The sequence below is a fragment of the Fibrobacter sp. genome (assembly GCF_045131395.1).
GTDB lineage: Bacteria > Fibrobacterota > Fibrobacteria > Fibrobacterales > Fibrobacteraceae > Fibrobacter.
Genome location: NZ_JBGUQY010000024.1, coordinates 310,869 through 331,058, shown reverse-complemented (window position 1 = coordinate 331,058; position 20,190 = coordinate 310,869). Strand labels below are relative to the sequence as shown.

Annotated in this window: 12 protein-coding genes and 1 pseudogene; 11 read left to right on the top strand and 2 right to left on the bottom strand. The window is 42.5% G+C overall.

Annotation, left to right across the window (positions count from 1 at the left end):
- The first annotated feature begins 53 nt into the window (after positions 1-53).
- On the top strand, positions 54-317 hold the full coding sequence (locus ACJMNB_RS07950) for a hypothetical protein (RefSeq protein ID WP_405341056.1): 264 nt from the start codon (positions 54-56) through the stop codon (positions 315-317).
- 112 nt (positions 318-429) lie between these two features.
- On the opposite strand, the gene ACJMNB_RS07945 is transcribed toward ACJMNB_RS07950, so the two are convergent.
- Together ACJMNB_RS07945 and ACJMNB_RS07940 are read right to left on the bottom strand one after the other, a co-directional pair.
- Positions 430-3,033, bottom strand: a complete 2,604-nt coding sequence (locus ACJMNB_RS07945) for a DEAD/DEAH box helicase family protein (RefSeq protein WP_405341053.1) — start codon at positions 3,031-3,033, stop codon at positions 430-432.
- Entirely contained in the window at positions 3,034-4,833 is a 1,800-nt protein-coding gene (locus tag ACJMNB_RS07940; RefSeq protein WP_405341050.1) for a site-specific DNA-methyltransferase, read from the bottom strand.
- Positions 4,834-5,272: 439 nt separating this feature from the next.
- Here ACJMNB_RS07940 and ACJMNB_RS07935 point away from each other — a divergent pair, with 439 nt between their 5' ends.
- The 10 genes and pseudogenes from ACJMNB_RS07935 (at position 5,273) to ACJMNB_RS07890 (ending at position 20,167) form a co-directional block, all read left to right on the top strand.
- Positions 5,273-6,388 (top strand): ORF6N domain-containing protein, encoded by a 1,116-nt coding sequence (locus ACJMNB_RS07935; protein WP_405341047.1) that lies wholly within the window; start codon positions 5,273-5,275, stop codon positions 6,386-6,388.
- Between the two features lie 66 nt (positions 6,389-6,454).
- Positions 6,455-7,102 carry a hypothetical protein gene (locus ACJMNB_RS07930; protein WP_405341044.1) on the top strand — a complete coding sequence of 216 codons (648 nt, stop codon included), beginning with the start codon at positions 6,455-6,457 and terminating at the stop codon, positions 7,100-7,102.
- Between the two features lie 51 nt (positions 7,103-7,153).
- A pseudogene (locus tag ACJMNB_RS07925) lies at positions 7,154-7,768 on the top strand (metallophosphoesterase); the annotation flags it as partial.
- A 90-nt stretch (positions 7,769-7,858) separates the two neighbouring features.
- Positions 7,859-8,650: a hypothetical protein gene (locus ACJMNB_RS07920; RefSeq protein WP_405341041.1), complete on the top strand. Its 792-nt coding sequence runs from the start codon at positions 7,859-7,861 to the stop codon at positions 8,648-8,650.
- A 69-nt stretch (positions 8,651-8,719) separates the two neighbouring features.
- Positions 8,720-9,439 (top strand): hypothetical protein, encoded by a 720-nt coding sequence (locus ACJMNB_RS07915; RefSeq protein ID WP_405341038.1) that lies wholly within the window; start codon positions 8,720-8,722, stop codon positions 9,437-9,439.
- A gap of 10 nt (positions 9,440-9,449) precedes the next feature.
- Positions 9,450-9,926, top strand: coding sequence for a hypothetical protein (locus ACJMNB_RS07910; protein WP_405341035.1), 477 nt, complete (start codon positions 9,450-9,452; stop codon positions 9,924-9,926).
- Between the two features lie 76 nt (positions 9,927-10,002).
- Entirely contained in the window at positions 10,003-11,013 is a 1,011-nt protein-coding gene (locus tag ACJMNB_RS07905; protein WP_405341032.1) for a helix-turn-helix transcriptional regulator, read from the top strand.
- Positions 11,014-11,049: 36 nt separating this feature from the next.
- A complete protein-coding gene (locus ACJMNB_RS07900; protein ID WP_405341029.1) occupies positions 11,050-14,595 on the top strand; it encodes an exodeoxyribonuclease V subunit gamma in 3,546 nt (1,181 codons plus the stop codon).
- Positions 14,595-18,179, top strand: coding sequence for a UvrD-helicase domain-containing protein (locus tag ACJMNB_RS07895; protein WP_405341027.1), 3,585 nt, complete (start codon positions 14,595-14,597; stop codon positions 18,177-18,179). Before ACJMNB_RS07900 ends, ACJMNB_RS07895 begins: the two co-directional genes overlap by 1 nt.
- A gap of 2 nt (positions 18,180-18,181) precedes the next feature.
- Positions 18,182-20,167: an ATP-dependent RecD-like DNA helicase gene (locus ACJMNB_RS07890; protein WP_405341024.1), complete on the top strand. Its 1,986-nt coding sequence runs from the start codon at positions 18,182-18,184 to the stop codon at positions 20,165-20,167.
- Positions 20,168-20,190: the final 23 nt, after the last annotated feature.

Sequence of the window (20,190 nt, the reverse complement as noted above, 5' to 3'; positions counted from 1 at the left end):
GGGCTCTCTATGGTCGCGACTTTAACGAGGTTATTTGCAAGTTGGGGCCAACGGTGGGCGAAGAAATCGAAGGGCTCTTTGACAGGGAGACCATATTAGACAAAGATGTTCGTGACGCTGTAGACCTTACGTTAAAGCACTGCAAAGAGTTTTGGGCGGAAGACGCCAACAAGATAAATGGCCGGCATATCCTGATTCTTGGCAATCCGATGGGCGGTTATAGGGAAACAATCAATGATGTAATAAAGACTCTGAAACATTGCTACGCCCCGAAAACCGTGACCGTGCTGCAGATGGTCGCGAAAGACAGTGGGTAAATTTTTGAGAGAATGTATTTGCATTTGCTTCAGTCCTATGTCATCCCCGCGTGGGGATCTCCCTGCGTCTTCCTTTTCCCTGTTAATCGTGGCTTTAGACGGAAACTCAATATTATAAAGCTCTCAATATTTCCAGGAATTTTTCCTTAGTATAGGCACCTTCGATTTGGCGATTCTCGTATACTAAAAAGTATTTGAAGTTGCTTCCAGCTTCTGAAGCCCAGCGGTTGCCTAGCTTTATTTTATTTTCCGCATCTAGATGATCGCCCTTTGTTTCAAGCATTACAATTTTTCCATGCTTTGTCTTGATGATAAAATCAGGATAATGATTGATGAACCCGTTGATACAGAAATCTTTTCGTTCACGATTTCTTGTCCAAAATTCAATATTGTCCATATTGGCAACAGTATCAATAACGGACTCTTCAAATTCGTTTATGCCGTCCTCTTTTTCATGCAGAGTTTTGGGCAAAGGCTTAGTCGTAGTTGAAAGGGTTAACTTTTCCGGAAGATGAAAAAATGGACGTAATACAATCTTTTCCTGCTCTAAAGCTGTAAAGAATTCATCTTCAATATATTTTTCGGAAAGTTCCTTTATTTTTGCTTTGATTTTGTTTGCGTAATCACTTTGCGAATAAAGCATTTGGTTCAAATCTTTATCGCTGAAACCTGAAAGTACACGACGAATGTATTCGACAATGTCAGGATCTGGGATAGGGTACATGTTTCCCACCCAATCACGCAAACGTTCAGCGCATTTCTGGCGTTTCTTTTCAATATCATCAATGTTTGAAAGCCAGTGAATTATTTCTTCCTGCTGGTACATTTTAAGATGAGAAATTGTAGGTGTAAAATCGTTTTGCGATTCATCTAAATCAATGCTCCGGGCATCTAATTCCATATTGGCAAAATTGATATTCGTATCTGCATTTCTTAGCCTAAAATTATTAAGCAACATATTGCCTTCGAATGGGGTATCCTCGATTCCAAAAAGGTCATTTGCGCTGCCTTCTGCAAGATTATTCATGAAGAACTGTGGTAAAACGATTTGGCTTGCAGTTTCCCTAAAGCATTCCTTTATTCCGAAGATTTTCACTTGGCTCTCCGTTTCTGGTGGTATCACAGGTTCATTTTTATTTTCTTGTACATATTTTTCTAGTACATCGTTTTCTCGATGGGCCAATTGTTCAATTTTATTTATGACATTTGAATTTTGAATTTGTGCTTCATTTGCGTTCTTGGGAGTTTCTTGTTGTTCGTTGTCCCCATGCCAAAAAATTGAAGATATGTCAAATGAATCTTCTTGTGAATCTGCATGTTTTTCTTTTTGTGACGTTACAGGAACATCTTCTTGTTGAACAGAATCAACTTGTTTATAATCTTTACTACTAAATCCTGCACGATTGAGTCCATTAACGATGCTGCCGAGAGTTTCATTGAATTTTGCCGAGGCCGTAAAAACATAGCTCATATTGAGCATTACATTCTCGTTTTTTCGTACATAAGGCAATCTCAATACGCGACCTAAAATCTGTTCTACATCAACCGATGAACTTCTATCAGCTAAAGATGCCAGGATATAGGCGAAGGGACAGTCCCAGCCTTCCTTTAGAGCGTTGATTGTAATGATATAGCGGACAGGGCAATTTTCGTCCATAAGGTTAATGTTTTGCAACTCATTAATATTTGCCGTCTTGATTTTGATTTGTTCTTCAGGAATTTTCAACTCAAGAAGCATTGACTTGACTCTTTCAAAAGTCGTGTTGTCATTTTTATTCTTAGGTTCTGCCTGAAAAAGCACGATGGGACGGATGTAAGGCGCTCCCGACTTGTGCGCTTCATTTGCGGTGTATTCCAGTTTTGAACGCAATTCTAATGCTGAACCGACAACTTCCTCTTTTGTATGATGGTTATAAACAATAACGGGCAACTTTACCATATTCTCTTTTTTGAGTTCAATGGCTGGTGTAAAACTGATAATATTGCTATTTTTACGAGGTGTCGCCGTCAAATCCAAAATAAAACTAGGATTCAATTTTCGAAGCATTTCTACGCTCAAGTCGCTTTCGGCGTTATGACTTTCGTCTACAATAACAACTGGTTTAAGAGAGCGTAATACAGACATTACGGAAATTTCGTCTTCACCAACATCATTTGCAAAAGTTTGGAGATTCCCATTTTCCTGATAAACTTTACGATCCTCTTCCTTGCTAGCACGTAAACTATCATAGCTCAGGATGCAAAGGGTCATGTTCTCTCGAACGGAAACTGTGTCAAATCCGGTCCCCTGCAATAGAGCTCGCTTATCTAAGACCTCAACCCTATTTGCGAAATCGCTATTTAGTTGCTCGCGATAGGGATGATATGGATTGCTGAAATTACGGATAGTCTGTTCGAGGATGGAATTTGATGGAACCAACCATACGGCAACTTTTGGACGATCGGGATCGAATGCGTTGAAAATAGTCGATAAGGCATTTGCCGCGATAAAGGTTTTTCCGCCGGCAGTAGGGACTTTTACGCATACATGTGGACATGTGGGAACATTATTTTTGTAAGGTTCTACAGCCGAGTCTGGTATAGGTGCAATTGGCGTCCTCGGATGTTTCGCCCAAAACTCATTGAAAGCATCGGCAAGATTACGTCGTTCCTTGAGAATTTCAAGATAGTGCGTTAAATCGTCAATTATTTGTTTTTGGTATGGTTTAAGAATCATCTAGAACCTCCTCACATCGCGGGGAATCTTCTTAAAGATTATGTTATGCTTGAACAAAAAATCTTTGGGTAGCACACAATTGTCGGCGAAAATGACATAACGTTCAGATTTTGTATGAATGGTCGAAAGAAAACGGAAATCAAGTGTCGTAATTTCGTTTTTTTTATAGAAAAAGTAGTATGCGGTGTTATCAAAGTCGCCCAAGAAATAATCATGTTTTGCTTTCTCGACTTTATCCTGATCAATGGGCGTCCGTGTTTCGGAATGGAAGATATATTCGCGAATTTTTTCAATCGGCTGTTGCTCGTTCAGGATGCCATTGATAATCATTTCTGGGCCAAGTTTGTAGTAGTTAAAATCGCCCCCTAAGCCTTCCGTATATCCTTTCTTTTTGCCATAAAGTTTAAGAGTATTGTCTTTAATCTTAGTATCAAGGGAATCAAAGTCGTCTTTGCGTTCTGCACGAATAGCTTTTATTTCTTCTAAATAATCTGATGCGTTTTTGAGATTATTAGGCGTTAATTCTTGAGAATACAGTTCTGTCAGCTCGTCTGCTTTGTAACCCTTGATTACACGACGCACACGTTCTGCCGTGATTTTATCTGCATAATCTTCCATCTCTATAAGAATAAATTTACGGTTTCCTCCATCCTGTTTGTTGAGATTCAAAACTGCGTGAGCTGTAGTGCCGGAACCGGCAAAGGAATCAAGAACAATTCCATTTGAATCTTTCATTAAATTAACCACCCACTGTACCAAGGTTGTTGGTTTTGGGGTGTCGAAATTTTTTGTTCCGAAAATATTCTTTAGCTCACTTGTACCAATGGAGTTGAATCCTATTTTGTCAAGCCATGTACTCCATCCTAATTCTTTTTCCTTAACACGAATTTTTTCATAAGGAAAAATCCTTTCGGTTTCTCCGTTAACAACTATTCCATTGTCAAATTTTCTTTTTTCCCAATAAACACAGGGACAATTGGGATTATTAAGCAATTCTATCATATTAGGGTTGTCCCTGCCCCAACGCCATCTGCCCTCTAATCCATCGTTTCGATAAGGATATACCATGCTGCCGTCCGGAGCTTGTATGGCGAACCACATATCAGGTCGATCTGTTTTAAGAGACTCACTTCCCCATTTACTTAATTCTCGGCCCCGAATATATTCCCCAAACTCATCTTTATGAATGGTTCCTTCAACTTTTTTTGTTTCGTATTTTAATTCGTCATTATCTCTTTTTATATAAAGCAAAATATACTCATGCCCAATACGAAGAGCTTCCTTCGCTTTTCCTCCAGATGGTTCTGACAAAACAGGAACGCAGGCGAGTCTATTGGCATATCCAAATATTTCGTCTAAAATGCAAGCTAAATTGATTAGTTCATTATCGTCAATTGAAATAGCTATAAATCCATTTCTATCTAACAATCTATGTAAAAGCTTTAAGCGAGGATACATCATGCAAAGCCATTTATCATGTCGGTTCAAGTCGTCAAATTCTTTTCCAACAACCTGCTTAATCCATTTTCGAATTTTTGGAGAGTCTACATTATCGTAATAGACCCATCCGCCTTTATCTGGAGATGCTCCTGTATTATATGGAGGGTCAATGTAAATGCATTTGATGCGACCTTCGTATTCAGGAAGCAGTGCCTTTAATGCTTCAAGGTTGTCACCTTGAATAATCTTGTTCTCGGATTTTCCTAAGTCACAGTTGAAGGACTCCTTCAGTTCCAGAGTTCTGTAAGGAACATGATGTTTTAGTACAGCGTCCTTTCCAAGCCAGTTCAGGGTAGGCACAAAAACCTCGGGGCAAAAAACGTTAAATTCCCGATTCAGGGATTTGCGCTAGTGCCGCAGATTTCCGCCTCATACAAAAAAGGGCGCGAAGTTGCCCGCAAGCTAATGTGTTTCGAGGCTCTAGCAAAGCCTAACTTACCAATAACTGCAAACAACCCACGCCCCAATTGGGACGTGAGCAGTCTGCCCTATTCTCGTAAGTTGTGAAACTGCTAGATTTCGAAACAGAGTTTAGAGCAAATACTCAAAAACCGGTCGCTCCGAACCATTCGGTACGGGGCTATGTCAATATCAAAATAGCATATATTTTTGACAAAATGATGAATTTTGGCGAATTTTTATGTTTATCTCTTGACAAATAGTGAACATTTGTGTATCTTTAGTGGTGGAAATGTGTATTTGCGGATTTTTTTTTGCTTGTTCCGCAAAGGAGTGAATGATGAAAAAAGTGGTTGCTGCCGCTGGAATGGCTGTGGTTAGTGAAGTTTCCGCTTCGGCGAAGTCTGAATTTTCCCTGATAGACGAAAATCTGCTCAAATCTCGAATATATACGATTCGAGGTGTTAAGGTTATGCTTGACGCCGATTTGGCGGAGATTTACGGGTATAGTACCAAGGCGTTCAATCAGCAGGTCAAAAATAATATTGAGCGTTTTGCGGATGATTTCCGATTCCAATTATCTAATAAAGAAATCGAAGAACTTTCAAGGTGCAAATTTTGCACCTTGAACACGGGATTAGAAAACAACGGCGTTTCAAGGTCAAAATTTTTGACCTTGAACAAAGGCTCTCGCGGATCTAATATCAAGTATGCCCCCTTTGCCTTTACAGAACAAGGCATTTATATGCTTATGACTGTGTTGAAAGGTGATTTGGCGATACAACAAAGTATGGCGCTCATCCGTCTTTTCAAACGGCTGAAAGATTATGCCGTTTCGGAGGGCTTGCTGCTCAGTGGTTCAGAAGTCACTCCGCTGGCGTTGCAAACAGCTCAAAACACAAGGGATATTGCCGCTGTATCGACGGACCTCAAGATCCTTTCTGGAGAAGTTCATGAGATGCGGGGCGAATTCAGCAAGATGAATGCGGATTTGCAGAAGGTCATGGATAATTTCATCGATCCGTCGACTTACAAGCATTTCTTGATTCTGAATGGTCGCAAGCTGGAAGCTGACATCGCGTACACGCAGATTTATGGCATGGCGAAGAAGTCCATTCTGGTTGTTGACGATTATGTGGGGGTCAAGACACTAGATTTGTTGCGTGAAATTGCCAAGAACGTTTCTGTAACGATTTACAGCGATGGGCGCGGTTTTGAAACGCTGACGGAACAGATGCAGAAAGATTTCTTAAAGGCACGGCCCGATATCTCGCTCAAAATGAGAAAAACGCACGGTAAATTTCACGACCGCTACATTTTCTTGGATTATGGCTCAAAAAGCGAAAAAATGTTCCATTGTGGTGCATCTTCCAAAGATGCAGGAAACAAAATTACCACCATTATGCAGGTAGAATGCACGGAAATTTACCATGCGATGATTGATATGCTGGAATGAGACTGATTTTATAAGTCAGTAATTGTCGCATAGCCTATGTATATTATCGGCAGACAAGGAGCCGATATGAAATATAGGCACGAATTGGACTATTCTATTGTAGAAAAAATCGTAAGATATTTTGAGCCGTTCGAATGTGCGGTGGTTTGCAAATTCCCGGACCGTATCGAGGCTATGGGCGATGGTGTCTATAGCAAAATTCGGGAGTATACAGAAAGCGAGGAATACAAAAATGCAGGTTTTGTTCCGCAGACGTACCGGCAGGAATGGGACCGCAAGCTATATGCTGTGGCCCTCAAGTTGCGCTATGCCGTAGCGATAGGTGATAATTGCTATGTCTTTGTCAACACGGGCTGTAAGCCGGATTTTTTCAAAAATGTGCAGAAACTTGCCAAGGCGTTCAATCAGGAATCTGTAATCGTCAAGGATGCGGGTTCTCAAGAAGCGTACAAATTGGGTGCCGGTTTTGATGCCGAGCAGCGAGAGCCTACCGGGGCGTTTATGGATAATATTCCGCTGGCCGAAATTTTGCAGCGAGCCTTTAGCCCATTGGGAATGCCCCTGAACTTTAAAGACGTGGACTTGCAGAAAATGACCTGCATAGATACTTGGGCAGGATACAATAATATGGGCAAGTACATGATTTCGCAGATTGCCCAGAAGATTATGGAAGAACTTGGAATTGAACCTAACGCGGCTCAGAAAAATGCCTAAAAAAGGAAACTATATGCAGAACGAAAAATTTGATAAAGATACGCAGTTGTCGGTGATTTTGGTGCTGGTTTCGGTCTCCCTAAATCGATGGATGTCGCTTATGGCAAGGTGCGTGCGGCTTTAGAGAAAAATGACATTTGCATATACACGATTCGTGGCAATCACGACGATCCTGCGTTTTTCGATGGGTTACACGATTTTGAACGGCTGCATTTTCTGCCGGATCACTGCATAATCGAATTGTGCAGCAAGAGAATTTACCCCGTCGGTGGGGCTGTTTCTGCCGACATAGATTTTGTTGATCCTCTAATCCGCAAATCACGGCGAATGATAAACGATACCCTAATCAGGATGGGCTCTTCTAAACGCATCTGGTGGCCTGATGAGGCTCCTGTGCCGATTGTTGAAAGTTTCCCCACTGCTGTAGATATCGTCGTGTCGCACGAGGCCCCGCTTTCTTTTGAACCGCCCCTTGTGCGAGCCGGTTATGTGCAAGATGAAACATGGCTAAAAATTGTCGAATCTCGCAAGTATCTGGATTATGTTCTGCAAACAGTCAAGCCGACCTTGTGGTTTTACGGGCATTATCATTGCTGTTATGAGGGAAATTATCAAAAAACACATTATCGCTGCCTCGATATTGCTGAAATGACGCGGATTGTTTGAAGTTGTAACATACGTCAACATCTGTCGCATAGGTGCTGTATATTTGTGAACGAAAAAGAAAAACTTATGTAAATTTTATTGGAGTAACATATGGAAAAAAAGATTAAAAATATTTTCGTTTTGCATATTCTTGAGGCGTATTTTGTGTATGGAGAAAGAAGGGGGTACCATTTTCAAAGGGATGTAACTGGATTTAGTAGAAATGAAAATCTTGGTTTTCAGATTTATACTAGTCAAATCGGATATTATGAATCTTTGCATGAAGCTGAATTGCGCATCAAAAAGATTGCAAACGAAAAGGATGAGAACCTCTACGGTTTTGTGGTGGAGGAAAAACCGATAGGTTTTCTCATTAATGGATTCTGCATTAATCGGGAGTATGGCCAGAATCTTTCGTTCAGGAGATATTTGAAAAATGGAAAGATATGGCAGAAAAGTGATCTTTCGACCATTTCCTGTTATGATGAAAAAGATGATAATCTAGGTGACACTGCTTTTAGGGGATGTGATTCTAAAACGATTCCTTTCAAAGAAGGAGATATAGTAGAAATCGCCCGAAAAGATTTCGTACTGCTAGCAATCATCGTTCGCTTGCCTCCGACGAAAGCGAAAATGAAAATTGCTTGGGCACGTTGCCAAGAAAAAAATCTGCGTGATTATCCTGATTATTTAGATGAAAGTTACGCAACAATTCATTTCGAAGTTGATGTGAATGGACGTTGTATAGAAGACATTCTCCACATGGATTCAATTGTAAACGTTCTTCCTCTCTCATATCATATTCCCCAAAAATGGGAAGCTAAACTTCGCGGAATTTTTAGAAAGTATAAGACATATGTTGAAAAGCGGAATTTAGTAAAAAATGACGGCAGCATAGAATAAATTTTTATGCGTCATCAACTGTCGCATAGCGTGTATATATTTACATTCGGCGCTTAACAAGGAGCCGTGATGAATCGTAATATGTACATGATTGCAAGGCGTACTGACTGGAAGGTTCTTGAGAATTTCTACAAGGGCGTTGAGGACGGCTTGGAAAAAGTCGAGAGGATGAAGCGGTATTGCGATCTAAAAGATGACAAGGATACGATTGAGCCTTATTACGCATATAAAATGCGCTATGCAGAAGTGAATAAGGAATTCCTGTTTGATCGTTATAGAAAGCTGAACGAGGAATTCGTTTGGACCGAAGAAAATCTTGACAAGTTGATTCGGCTCGATCAGCACATCCGCAAGCTGGAATACGAAATGTACCAGAAGTTCGTCGAAATTAAGCGGAATCTGGACGGCCTCATTTCGCAAGGATTCGATGTTTACAAGGATTACCAGGTTACTGGCGAGATCAATTACGATGCGATGTACATCGACGACGATGAACACGAACAGAAATACGACTGGCTCTGCGGTTTGCTGCAAGATTATGCGGATATGCGTGCGCTCGATTGGTTTACCTTTGGCGATGGGCAAGAACCGGAAGATCCGCGCGATAAGGAGAACTACGTTTTCGAAGCATGGGGAAAATGGCTGAAATACGACTATTTCGTAAAAAACGGAATGACGATGTTCCTGTGCCATTTGATGGATGACCTGCAACATAGTCTCTATTCTTACAGCGATATCGTGAATATGGACTTGAGGTGTTTTTATCTCAACTATGATATTTCGCTTTAGGGGGTAGATTATGTGGAGTAAAACAAGACAAATCTTGGAAAGCAGGCTTGCAGAGGGTCTAAAGGGGCGCGTAAGCTACCATTACGATGTTTACCACACCAATAAAGATAAGGTGAAAAAATGGTGGTGGACAGAAATGCATGTGTTTTCAATTATTGTCGATGGAAAACCGTGGTTTTGTTCTAACCCTAAATATTTCCGTTTGATGTATCAACAAGGAAAAACAGAACCCGAAATCATCCGTGAATACGGCTTTGTTCCCACCAGTTATGCAGGTGGTTTCTTGAATGCATACATCCATGAATATTTAAACGAACTTTCTATTGAAGATGCCATTAACAACGGCAACTATTTCATTCGTTTGCTGGCCGTACTTGATGCTCGTTTAGGAAAACGGAAAGTCAAGGCGCTTGTGGACAATGTCGAAAATGAACCGGAGTGGTTCAGAAAGTGGATTTTGTTGAGGAATGGAGAAAAGTTTAAATAAAAGAATAAATAAGACTATACGACGCTATTTGTCATATTTTATATATATTTAGTGGAAAACAAATCCAGGAGAAAATATGGCAGATATGACTCGCGGCGAAAGGACGGTACAACTCTTTGCGAAGGTAATTTCGAGCCCCGACAAGAAATTTACCGTTAGCGACTTGATGACTTCTTTTGAAATTCCCGAAGGCGAACGCCGCAACGTTCAGCGTGATATGCGGTTCCTCTCGGAGATGGATGGCGGACGCTACATCGCCGTAGAAACGGTGGGTCGCACAGCTTATTATACCTCGGCGCTTCATAATGCAGAAAGATTGCTGTTCCCGAACTTCGAAAATACGATGCTGCATTTCGTGTTCCTGAAACGCATCGCGAATATTTATCCGGCTACTAGCGAAATTATCTCACAGCTTCTGGAACGCATCGAAAAAAGTCTGCCGCACAGCGAGCAAAAATCGCTCCAGATACTCGGCAAAGAGTTGAATACCAAAATTCTATTTATGGGTGCGCCTCCGGATTTTGAAGAAGACTCCAGCGAAAAAATTCGGGTTATTTTACGGGCTATTCACGAACGTCGCAAAATCGATGTGACCTACAAGACGGAAGAAGGCGAAAGACAATCGATCCGAATTCCGCTGATGATCATTATCTACGAAGACGACCTCTATGTAGGCTGTCAACGGCAGGATGGCGATACGTATACGCTCAAGTTCCGTCGAATCAAGAATGTCAAGCTTTTGAAAGATTCGTTTGAAGAAAATCCGAATGCCCTCGACAAACTCCGCAAACAGGTGGCGTCTGGTGCGGCATTCATGGGGAGCCAGGAACCGAAACTTGAAGATGTGGAAATCGAATTCAAGAGTAGGGCGAGCCTCTATCTCGAAGAAAATCCGTTTAACCGGTCAATGCGAATCGGCAAGCCGAAAAACGGAAAAGTCACGGTGAAATTGAAAGCCGAAGTAAACCAACTCCTGTTCAACTGGATTGTCTCTTTTACGGATGCCGCCCGCGTCGTAAAGCCCGTCTCTCTGCGTAACCGCCTCAGGACCTACGCAAAATACCTGCTGGAAAATTACGGGGAGTAATTTTTAAGTGACAAATTATTTGACTATATTCTGACTATGCTCCACCTGAAATTTGCACTGAACTTGGAAACTCTGGCCGACGAAATGATTTCGGCGATTTCTGCGAATTGGACTAATCCCTTCGAAGCTCCCGTGGTGATTTTCCCGGATCCGAAACTTGAACAGTGGTTCCGCCTTCGCTGGATGAAAAAGAAGGGTGTGCTCGCCAACCTGAACAAGAGCACCATTGACAGGTTTCTGTTCGATATTTTGGTAGGGGATAATCGCAAGCTGAAAAAGCTGTCATCAGAAATGCTTGCGAATGTAATTATGGCTTATTTGTTGGGTAAGGAAGACGGGACGACCCCAAATTACGAGACTCTGGATTCCAACGTTGCCAAGTACCTGACGAAAATGGATGGCGAAAAAAAGACGCTTGACGAAGTTCGACTTTTTGATTTCTCTAACAAGTTGGCGGGCCTGTTTCTTGAATACGAAACGAGCCGTCCTAAGGACTTTTTGCAAAATGACGAAGGCAACGTTGCTAAGGGAATTCTTGACTATTGGTCTGAGGAACAGCTAAAAACGCCGGAAGGCTTAAAAGATTTCTTCGTTAAAAAGACTGCAGCTGGTGCGTTTGAACCCGTAAATAATGAATCTTGGGAACGGTCCCTTTACTCCAAGATATTCCATAACGTAAACGGAAAGTCCCTGCTGACGCGTGTCTTTGAAAAGGCCGATAGCGAATCTGACCCCAAAAAAGTCACATATTTGACCTTGCCCTTCCTTTACAAGGCAAATTTGGATGCCGACGGAAAGCCGCTATTCAAATACCAGTCCAAGGCGCCCATCTTTATTCTAGGGCTTTCGGGCATGGGCCAGTTCTACAGAATAGTATTACGTGAATTTGCAAAACAGCACGAGGTTTATGCATACATCCAGAATCCGTGTATGGAATTCTGGGAAGATGTCGATACATCCTCCTTTACCCCCATAATCAAGACGACTCACGAAGACGACCAGGTTTTAGAAACAGAAGATGCCGTATCGAATAGTGAAAACAACCTCCTCCGTTACTGGGGCAAGTCTGGTCGAGACAATATCAAACTGTGGTGTCTTACGGACGACTATTCCTCATGCGATTTTGCCGAAGATGAACACTTGGAATTACTTGATGAAAATCGAGAAACTCCGAAAGATCTTCTGCATGCGGTTCAGAGTCTTGCCGCAGGACGTATCAATAAATTTGAAGACGGTTTGTTTCTGAAAAAGAAAGAGGACGAGTCGCTTACGGTGACGGCTGCTCCGAGTAAGTTGCGCGAAGTCGAAGCGCTCCATTCATCCATATGCAAGCTGCTTTTGAAGGGAGTGCATTCAAACGACATCTTGGTTGTATCGCCAAATTTGCAGGAATACAGTCCTTACATTTACCAAATCTTTGACCAAGCGAAAAATGCTGCTGAAAATGGGGACAAGTCCATTGTCCATGTCCCCTATACGATTGTTGACTCCATTTCTAAGGATTCCCTTGTCGGTTCCGTTGTAAGAACTCTTTTCCAGGTTCGAAAGGAACATTCCATTTCGCGTCCAGATTTCTTCGAACTGGTTCGAAATCCCGTAGTCCAGGCTGCCCGGGGAATTACGCCCGATATGGTGGATATATGGGAAACGTGGATTACTGACATGCATGTTTACCGTGACAGACCGAAACAAAAAATCGAGCCTTGGCAATGGGCTGTCAAGAGAATGCTCTTGGCGCGCCTTACCTCCAAAGCGCAAGAAATCGACAACAAGGTCTATTTGCCATATGCAAACATGAATAGCACAAACGACTTGTTGCTGATAAAATTTATTGATGCCATTGAGGATCTTGAAAAATGGACGAATGTCTTTGAAAACGGCGTTACTGAAAAAGATTCTGAGACTTTGCTGGAAATGCTCAATAGCTGGGTGAATATGAAAAACGCCTCCGACGAACTCGTTGGCGAAAAGGCTGCATATTTCGAAATCTGCAAGGCGCTCAATCGTCTAAACTACATATTCTACGCGGAAACGACTGATTCCATCCCGATGGATATCGTTAAGGAAACTATTCTTCAGGCGGCGACAGTATCGGAATTCAGTTTCGGCAACCTATTTGTGAACGGAATTTCGTTTATGAAATTTGCTCCCAACAGAGTCATTCCCGTAAAGCACCTGTTCTTCTTGGGTGCCGATGTAGACCACTTCCCAAGCGACGATTCTTTCAATACTCTGGATTTACGCAAACAAGTACGTCCGTGGCCAGGCGACGATACAAGTATCAACCGCAATCGATACGCATTCCTTTGCCAATTGATGTGTACATCCGAAGGGTTCCATATCAGTTATCAGAACATGAACCTTGCAAAGGATAGCGAAATCTATCCTTCACCGGTTATCAACGACCTGAAGAATTTCGTTGCAGGCTTTGCCGAAAAGTTGAAAGACGATGTCACGGGAGAAAATTTAGAACCGCTTCCGACGACAATAATCCCGCTTGACGAGACTCGTTGCAAGGAAAGCTTGTTTACAAGGCGCGGACGCAGATACTTGGAATCGATCGAGCGCATTCGGATGCCACAATCTAGTGATGAGACGTCCGATACAAAGGCTTCGAACGCAGGCCAGATTACCAAATATCCGGATAAAGTCTCTATTTCTCAGTTGAAACAGTACTTGAATGATCCTTTCCAGTTCTATGTAGGTCGTATGCTGCGTCTGGAAGAATCGGGTGATGATCCGACTGAGGAATTTGTCGAGCCTATTAGCTTGAGTAAGCTTGATGAAGCACATTTCTTAAAGCAAGCTGTATATATAGAAATGGGCCTCGACAAGAACTTTGAGAATGTTGATGTTTACTTCGAGAGTCTTGAATCGCAGGGGAATATCCCTTCGGGAATGTTCGGTGCAGGCATAATCGACAAAATCAAAGCCCGTACCGAATTGATAAAAAGTGAATTAGACTGCTTGTTTCCGGCAAAAAAATATGAGTGTGAAACCATCGAACTGAATGAATGTATTGCTGATTCCGATGGCTTAGAATTTATTTTGCAAGGCAACATCCCTCTAGTATTTTCGTCCAAAGGGAAATATATCATTGTCGATGTCAGCAATTCAGATGGATTAGGAATTTATAAGTACTTGAATTCTTATATCGGGGCTTTGGGGCTAATCGCCGCGCGTAAAGCAACAAAAGTCGATTTGTTTATTGCAACTGGGGAAATTCAAGATGAATCGGAGTATGAGGCGGTCTCATGTCGTATAGACATGCTTTCGGACGATGCAAAGAAAGTTCTTTGCGACATATACAAAAAGGCCTTTGTTGACCTAGACCATAAAATACTCCCCATAAGTCTTCTCACCTCTGAAATCAAAAATCATGAAGAGCTTAAGGCGGAGCTGGAAGACAGTAGTAACAGTCCGTGGGCCTATTTTGCTGGCAAGGATCTTTTTATTAACGAACTAGAAAAATATTCGGGGTATCCCAAGGACAATTTTGCCGAAAAATGGGATAAGGCGTGTGAAAAACAAAAAGAATTGCTGGGCGGTTTGACCAGTATGTTAGAAGGGGCTGTGAAATAATGAGCGACGCGATTGAACTACAACCTTTTGATATCACGACCTTTTCCCCAGAAAAGAACCAGTACATCGAAGCTTCTGCGGGAACGGGAAAAACCTATACAATCCGAAAGATTTCTGCCGAATTGGTCAGAAACAACATCCCCCTTTCCAACGTACTCTTTGTAACATATACGGAAAAAGCTGCCGGAGAAATGCGTGACCGCATTCGTGAAGAAATGAATGAATGCTTGGCGTGTACAAAGTCCAAAGAAAAAGCTCTATTCGAAAGAGCTTGTCAAGATATCGATAAGGCCATGATTGGAACAATCCATTCGTTCTGCCGTAAGACCTTGCATGATTTCGCTTACGAAGCCAACGTTCCGTTTGACATGGAAAATGCTGATGACCAAGCTGCTGAGGTGGTTATTGACAGGCTGATTCGCGATGAATGGGAAAGCGACATATGCAGTTTGCCAAGAAAGAAGTCTTTGCCAGAAGATGTCGAAGATATAAAGACTTTGCTAAAGAGTTCGCTGAGATTGTATTCGCCGGACAAAAAAGAAATTGTTCCGGCAACAACGATTCAGGAATGGCTTGAACAGAACCCTGAAGCTAAAAAGCATTGGGATATATTGAATAAAAATGCAGAAAAGACGTTTTCCGCGTTGGATAGAAACAAAGAAAAAGTATTTCCCGTATCAGACATCATACAGAAAATCAACATTTGGACAGGAAGCGGCGTGCTATTCACGGGTGTAGGCACAAAGCTGGCACAAGAATCGCCTAACGCCCTTGGAGAAGCCTTGTCTTATTTCTTTAGCATAAGGGATGGGAAAAAAATAAAGTTGGCGGCAGCCGATGATGTCACCCGCATTAAATTTCTAAACAAAACGACTAAAGATCTTTACTCTCGTTGGCAACAGGAAAAAGCCCGCCAAAAGGCCCAATCTTTTGATGATATGATTTCGGCGGTACGTGAGGCAGTCTGCCCAAACGGAATCGCTCCAGAAATCCCGACTTTCTTGTGCGAAAAAATTCGCGATACCTACAAGATTGCCATTATAGACGAATTCCAGGATACCAACGAATATCAGTGGAATATTTTCGAAACGGTATTCCAGAAGAGCGACCGCAATCATCTTATTGTCGTTGGCGACCCCAAACAGTCCATTTATAGTTTCCAGGGGGCCGATTTGCAGGTGTATCGCCGGGCAACAAAATGTATTGGCAATGGAAGTGCGCTTAAAACGAATTTCCGCTCTTCCATATCGATAATCAATGCCTGCAATTCCATATTCTCGATTGGCGATAACTCTGCATATCCCTTCTTACCTAAGGGTGATTTCTCCGATTCCAAATATCCTGAAGACGCTAAAAACCAAAGGCAAAACGCCTTATTCAATGGTAAGCCTACCATGCCTATTTGGGTCTCGCCGATAGTCCCCGAAAAGGGGTTTGCGCGTTTTGCGGTCCAAAAGATTATTGAATGCTGTAAAGAATCAAATCAAAAGACGGCCCTGCAAGTTTTTGACCGTGGCGCCACGGAACCGCGAAATGTCAATTTTTCGGATTTTGTTGTTCTCGGACGAACAAGACCTGAAATGGATGAAATTAAGGAATGCCTTACAGAAGTCGGTATCCCCTTTGTGCTTTACAAGGATAACTCCCTATTTGATTCTAGAGAATGTGCAGAATGGATTTCTGTCCTTAAAATGCTTGCAGCGCCGAACTTGTCGGGCTACAACGGCAAGTTGCTGAACAGCGCCTTTGTTACGGACTTTTTTGGCGAAGACCTATGTAATTTAAGCGATGATCCTCAAAAGGATGTAAACGAAGCCATTCTTACCCAGATCGCTTATTGGAGATTGCTTGCATCTAAAAAGCAATGGACGGAACTTCAGGAACAGATTTATGAAGACACTCGCGTCGAACAAAAACTGAGTACTCCTTCGAGATTGCAGGATTTGATGAAGTTGCGCCAGATTGGCAACTACATCTTTAGCTATCTGTACGAAAAGAAATCAACCCTCCAGCAGGCAATCAAGCATTTGGAAACCTTGGCTAGCGACAGCAAGAAAGCTGGTGACGAAGAAAAGAATCTCGTCGCAAAGGGGACCGACTTCAAGGCGGTTCGCCTGATGACAATTCATGCATCCAAGGGATTGGAATTCCCTGTAGTCATTTCCTGTGCCGGGTATAAGGAACTGTACAAAAATGCTTCAGGCCCTTATGTGTTTGGGCAAGAATCAGAAAAAGACGAGACGATTCTGCAGAAATACATTGGATTCGACAAGGGAAGTCAAAAGAATCGCCAGCAAGAAGAAATCGTCGAGTGGCATCGTCTGCTTTATGTCGATTATACGAGAGCTTCATCTCTTTTAATCTTACCCCAATACGATAAATGGTATGAATGCGAAAAAGAAGGACAAAAGATTGTTTATGAAAAGCGTTATGGATTGAAAATGAGGAAACTCGTTCTCGATAAAGACAATAATGCTGTTATAGACAAAAAGTCCCCGTGGGCATTCCTCGCTTACGCGCATACTAAAATATGCGAAGAAAACATATTTGCCGCATCAGATGAATGGGACGGATTGTGGAAAGTCGATGAACTGGTGAGCGCAGTAACCGAAGAACTGGCGTTTTTCAACAAAGACGAAAAAACGGATTCGTCCGAATTACCCAGCCTAGAGATACTCAAGGCCATCCGTAAGACACTCAAGGATTCAAGCCTTTACCAGCATTCATATTCATCTATCGATAAAAAGTCATCCGGCATAGAAATACTCTCTGCAGACGGGACTTTGCAAAACCGCTCAGGCGACGAACCCGATGAGGACTTATCTATAGAAGTTGCCGAAGATCAGGACTATCCGCGTGGCAATCTTTTTGGCGAAGCCCTTCACCAAGTCTTCGAGGAACTTGACTTTGTGCGGATTGGTAACATGACTTTGGAAGACGCGCAAAAAGATGGCGAGCTCCACGAACTTATCACCACTAAATTCCTGTCGCAGGGTCTGCCCATCGGTAAACACCCGAATTGGATGACCAGAACCGTTGAGATTATCTGGAATACGATGAACGCCTCGTTCCAAGAAATCCATGGAACAGAAAAAACGGGAGAAGTGTTTAGTCTCAAGGAATTGGAGTCTTCGAAACGCCTTGCCGAAATGGAATTTAGGCTCAAGGCTAAAGATGGTGCCGAAGATGCCCTTAAGACGTTCACCAAGGGATTTATGGACTTGGTGTTTGTGCGCAAGGATGGTGATAAGGAATATTATTCCGTTCTGGACTGGAAATCGAATCTTTTAAAAAAATACGATAGCGAATCTTGCTTTGAAGCGGTGAAGGAACATTACTCTATTCAGATGGTTTTGTATTCCTATTGTCTAATCAAATGGCTTTGTTCTATATGGAATGAATCTTCACCAGAAGAAGTGTACAAGGAAAATTTTGGCGGCATTTACTATGTGTTTGCACGTGGCTGCAAAAAAGACAAGGACAACGGCATATATGCCCATACTTGGTCATCTTTTGCAGAACTTGAAACGGCGTATCGGGAAATTGAAAAGTTGATGCTTGCGTCACGCAAGGCGGAGGTTTAAAAATGACTAAAGAAGAAATGCTTGAAAAACTGAATGGTTCGGCAAAAGACTTTTTTAGTCTACTCTGCGATATGCGTGGTGCCTCCCCGTTAAACGAAAAACTGGTACAACTCCTTGTTGATTTGCATCAGGGCAAAAAGGGATATTCCACCAGCGCGCAAAAAGTCCTGCATATTTTCTTCTCGTTGACAAACGATGGCAATACCTGCATTTCGTTAAATCCCAAAAGTCTGCTGGTTAAGTGGAAAACAAAGTGGGATGGGCTCGTCTTGCTGGCCTCGCAAGACCAAGATGTCGAAAGTGCCCCAAACGATTTTCTTGCTGCCGAAGATTTCATGCCTGTTATCGAAACGGGATGTAAAGAGCTCATAAAAAACGTTGAAGCCCCTTTGGTTATCGAATCCCTTTCGAAGAACGGAGAAAACGAGCCTTTCTTGTTCACCGAAAAGTATTTTGACGCCAAAAAGATAATTGAAGCCTGCTTCAAGAACGATGACAATCACTGCGTATTCAATGGCGGCGTTCCGGCATCTAAAACAATTGATAAATGCAAAAAAAATATTTCGTCTATCATCAAGTCTGGAGCCAAGTTTGAATTAAGGGACGCCCAAGCCGAAGCGATTCTCAAAGGCGAAAACCAAAACCTGATCATAACAGGCGGCCCCGGAACTGGCAAGACGACCGTCATGTTCTTCTTGCTCTGGAATCTGTTGAAGACTCATCGTGAAATGATTGGCTGGGACATTCATTTTGCGGCCCCGAGTGGGAAGGCTGCTGACCGTCTGCGAGAAAGCATTGGCGAAAACTTTGAAATGCTCGCTAACGATGCTCAAAAAGACCCCGTAGTGTTACGTCTAAAAAATGTCGATAACTATTCAACATTGCACAGGCTCCTGAGTTACAATCCGCAAACGAATAGCTTTAGGTATAGCGAGAAAACGCCTTTTGCTGAAAAATCAATTTTCATTATTGACGAGGCGAGCATGATAGACCTTTCCCTTTTTGCGTCTTTCATGCAAGCTTTACCTAAGAAAAATTTTAGGCTTTATATTCTTGGTGATAGGGATCAGTTGCCATCTGTTGAAGCTGGCGCTGTGCTTGGGGAAATTCTCGGTCTAGACAAGAACAGCATTGTCGAACTTGTGGAATCGAATCGATTCGACAATAATTCAAATATCGGACGCCTTTCGCGATTCATCCAGAAAAAGCTTGGCGAAGGAGATCTCCAATTTAATTTGGAATGGAAACCATGGAGCTGTGAAATGCAACTATGGAATCCTACAATGCCCGACGAAATAAATCTACTGCGTTTGGGTGACGGCTCAAAGCCATTGACGCGTGCCGAAGAAGATGCCGAATTGCAAGGATTGCTCTCTTCTTGGGTCAAGAGATTCTACAAGAGCCCCAATACCGGCTTAATGGAACAGGCAAAAAAGATACGTCCGGATCAAACACCAGAGAATATTGCCAATTGTGAATCTTTATGGCAATTGGCTGATGCCGCGCGCATTCTTTCGGCAGAACGTCGTGGCTTACGCGGTGTTGAAAATCTGAACAAGATGGTTGTTAAGGCTCTTGGCCGAAGAGAAAATGAACCGTTCGATGGCCAGCTCATGATTCTGACAAAGAACCAATCCTATTTTGACTTGTACAACGGGGATTCCGGTGTCGTCGTGAATTGTGATACGCGTCCGATGCTGATGATTAAGCGCAAGGGTAATTTCGTATTCTACCCGATTTCGCTTTTGCCAAGCGATTCTGTTGAAACTGCTTTCGCGATTACCATTCACAAGTCGCAGGGGTCCGGCTACCCGAATATCATGATGTTCTTGCCTACGCGCAAGGGGCACCCGCTTTTGAATCGGCAAATCCTCTACACGGGAATCACCCGCACAAAAAAACAGTCGCTCACCATCATTGCCACCCCCGAAACGTTCAAGGCGGCTTGCGAGACGGTCACCACCCGCGATACGGGAATTCAACTGTAGGTTGCGAAGGTTTTAAAAGGTTA

Excerpts from the sequence above, each read along its gene's own strand:
- ACJMNB_RS07945 (WP_405341053.1), bottom strand. The coding sequence starts at position 3,033 with ATGATTCTTAAACCATACCAAAAACAAATAATTGACGATTTAACGCAC.
- ACJMNB_RS07935 (WP_405341047.1), top strand. The coding sequence starts at position 5,273 with ATGAAAAAAGTGGTTGCTGCCGCTGGAATGGCTGTGGTTAGTGAAGTT.
- ACJMNB_RS07930 (WP_405341044.1), top strand. The coding sequence starts at position 6,455 with ATGAAATATAGGCACGAATTGGACTATTCTATTGTAGAAAAAATCGTA.
- ACJMNB_RS07920 (WP_405341041.1), top strand. The coding sequence starts at position 7,859 with ATGGAAAAAAAGATTAAAAATATTTTCGTTTTGCATATTCTTGAGGCG.
- ACJMNB_RS07915 (WP_405341038.1), top strand. The coding sequence starts at position 8,720 with ATGAATCGTAATATGTACATGATTGCAAGGCGTACTGACTGGAAGGTT.
- ACJMNB_RS07910 (WP_405341035.1), top strand. The coding sequence starts at position 9,450 with ATGTGGAGTAAAACAAGACAAATCTTGGAAAGCAGGCTTGCAGAGGGT.
- ACJMNB_RS07905 (WP_405341032.1), top strand. The coding sequence starts at position 10,003 with ATGGCAGATATGACTCGCGGCGAAAGGACGGTACAACTCTTTGCGAAG.
- ACJMNB_RS07900 (WP_405341029.1), top strand. The coding sequence starts at position 11,050 with ATGCTCCACCTGAAATTTGCACTGAACTTGGAAACTCTGGCCGACGAA.
- ACJMNB_RS07895 (WP_405341027.1), top strand. The coding sequence starts at position 14,595 with ATGAGCGACGCGATTGAACTACAACCTTTTGATATCACGACCTTTTCC.
- ACJMNB_RS07890 (WP_405341024.1), top strand. The coding sequence starts at position 18,182 with ATGACTAAAGAAGAAATGCTTGAAAAACTGAATGGTTCGGCAAAAGAC.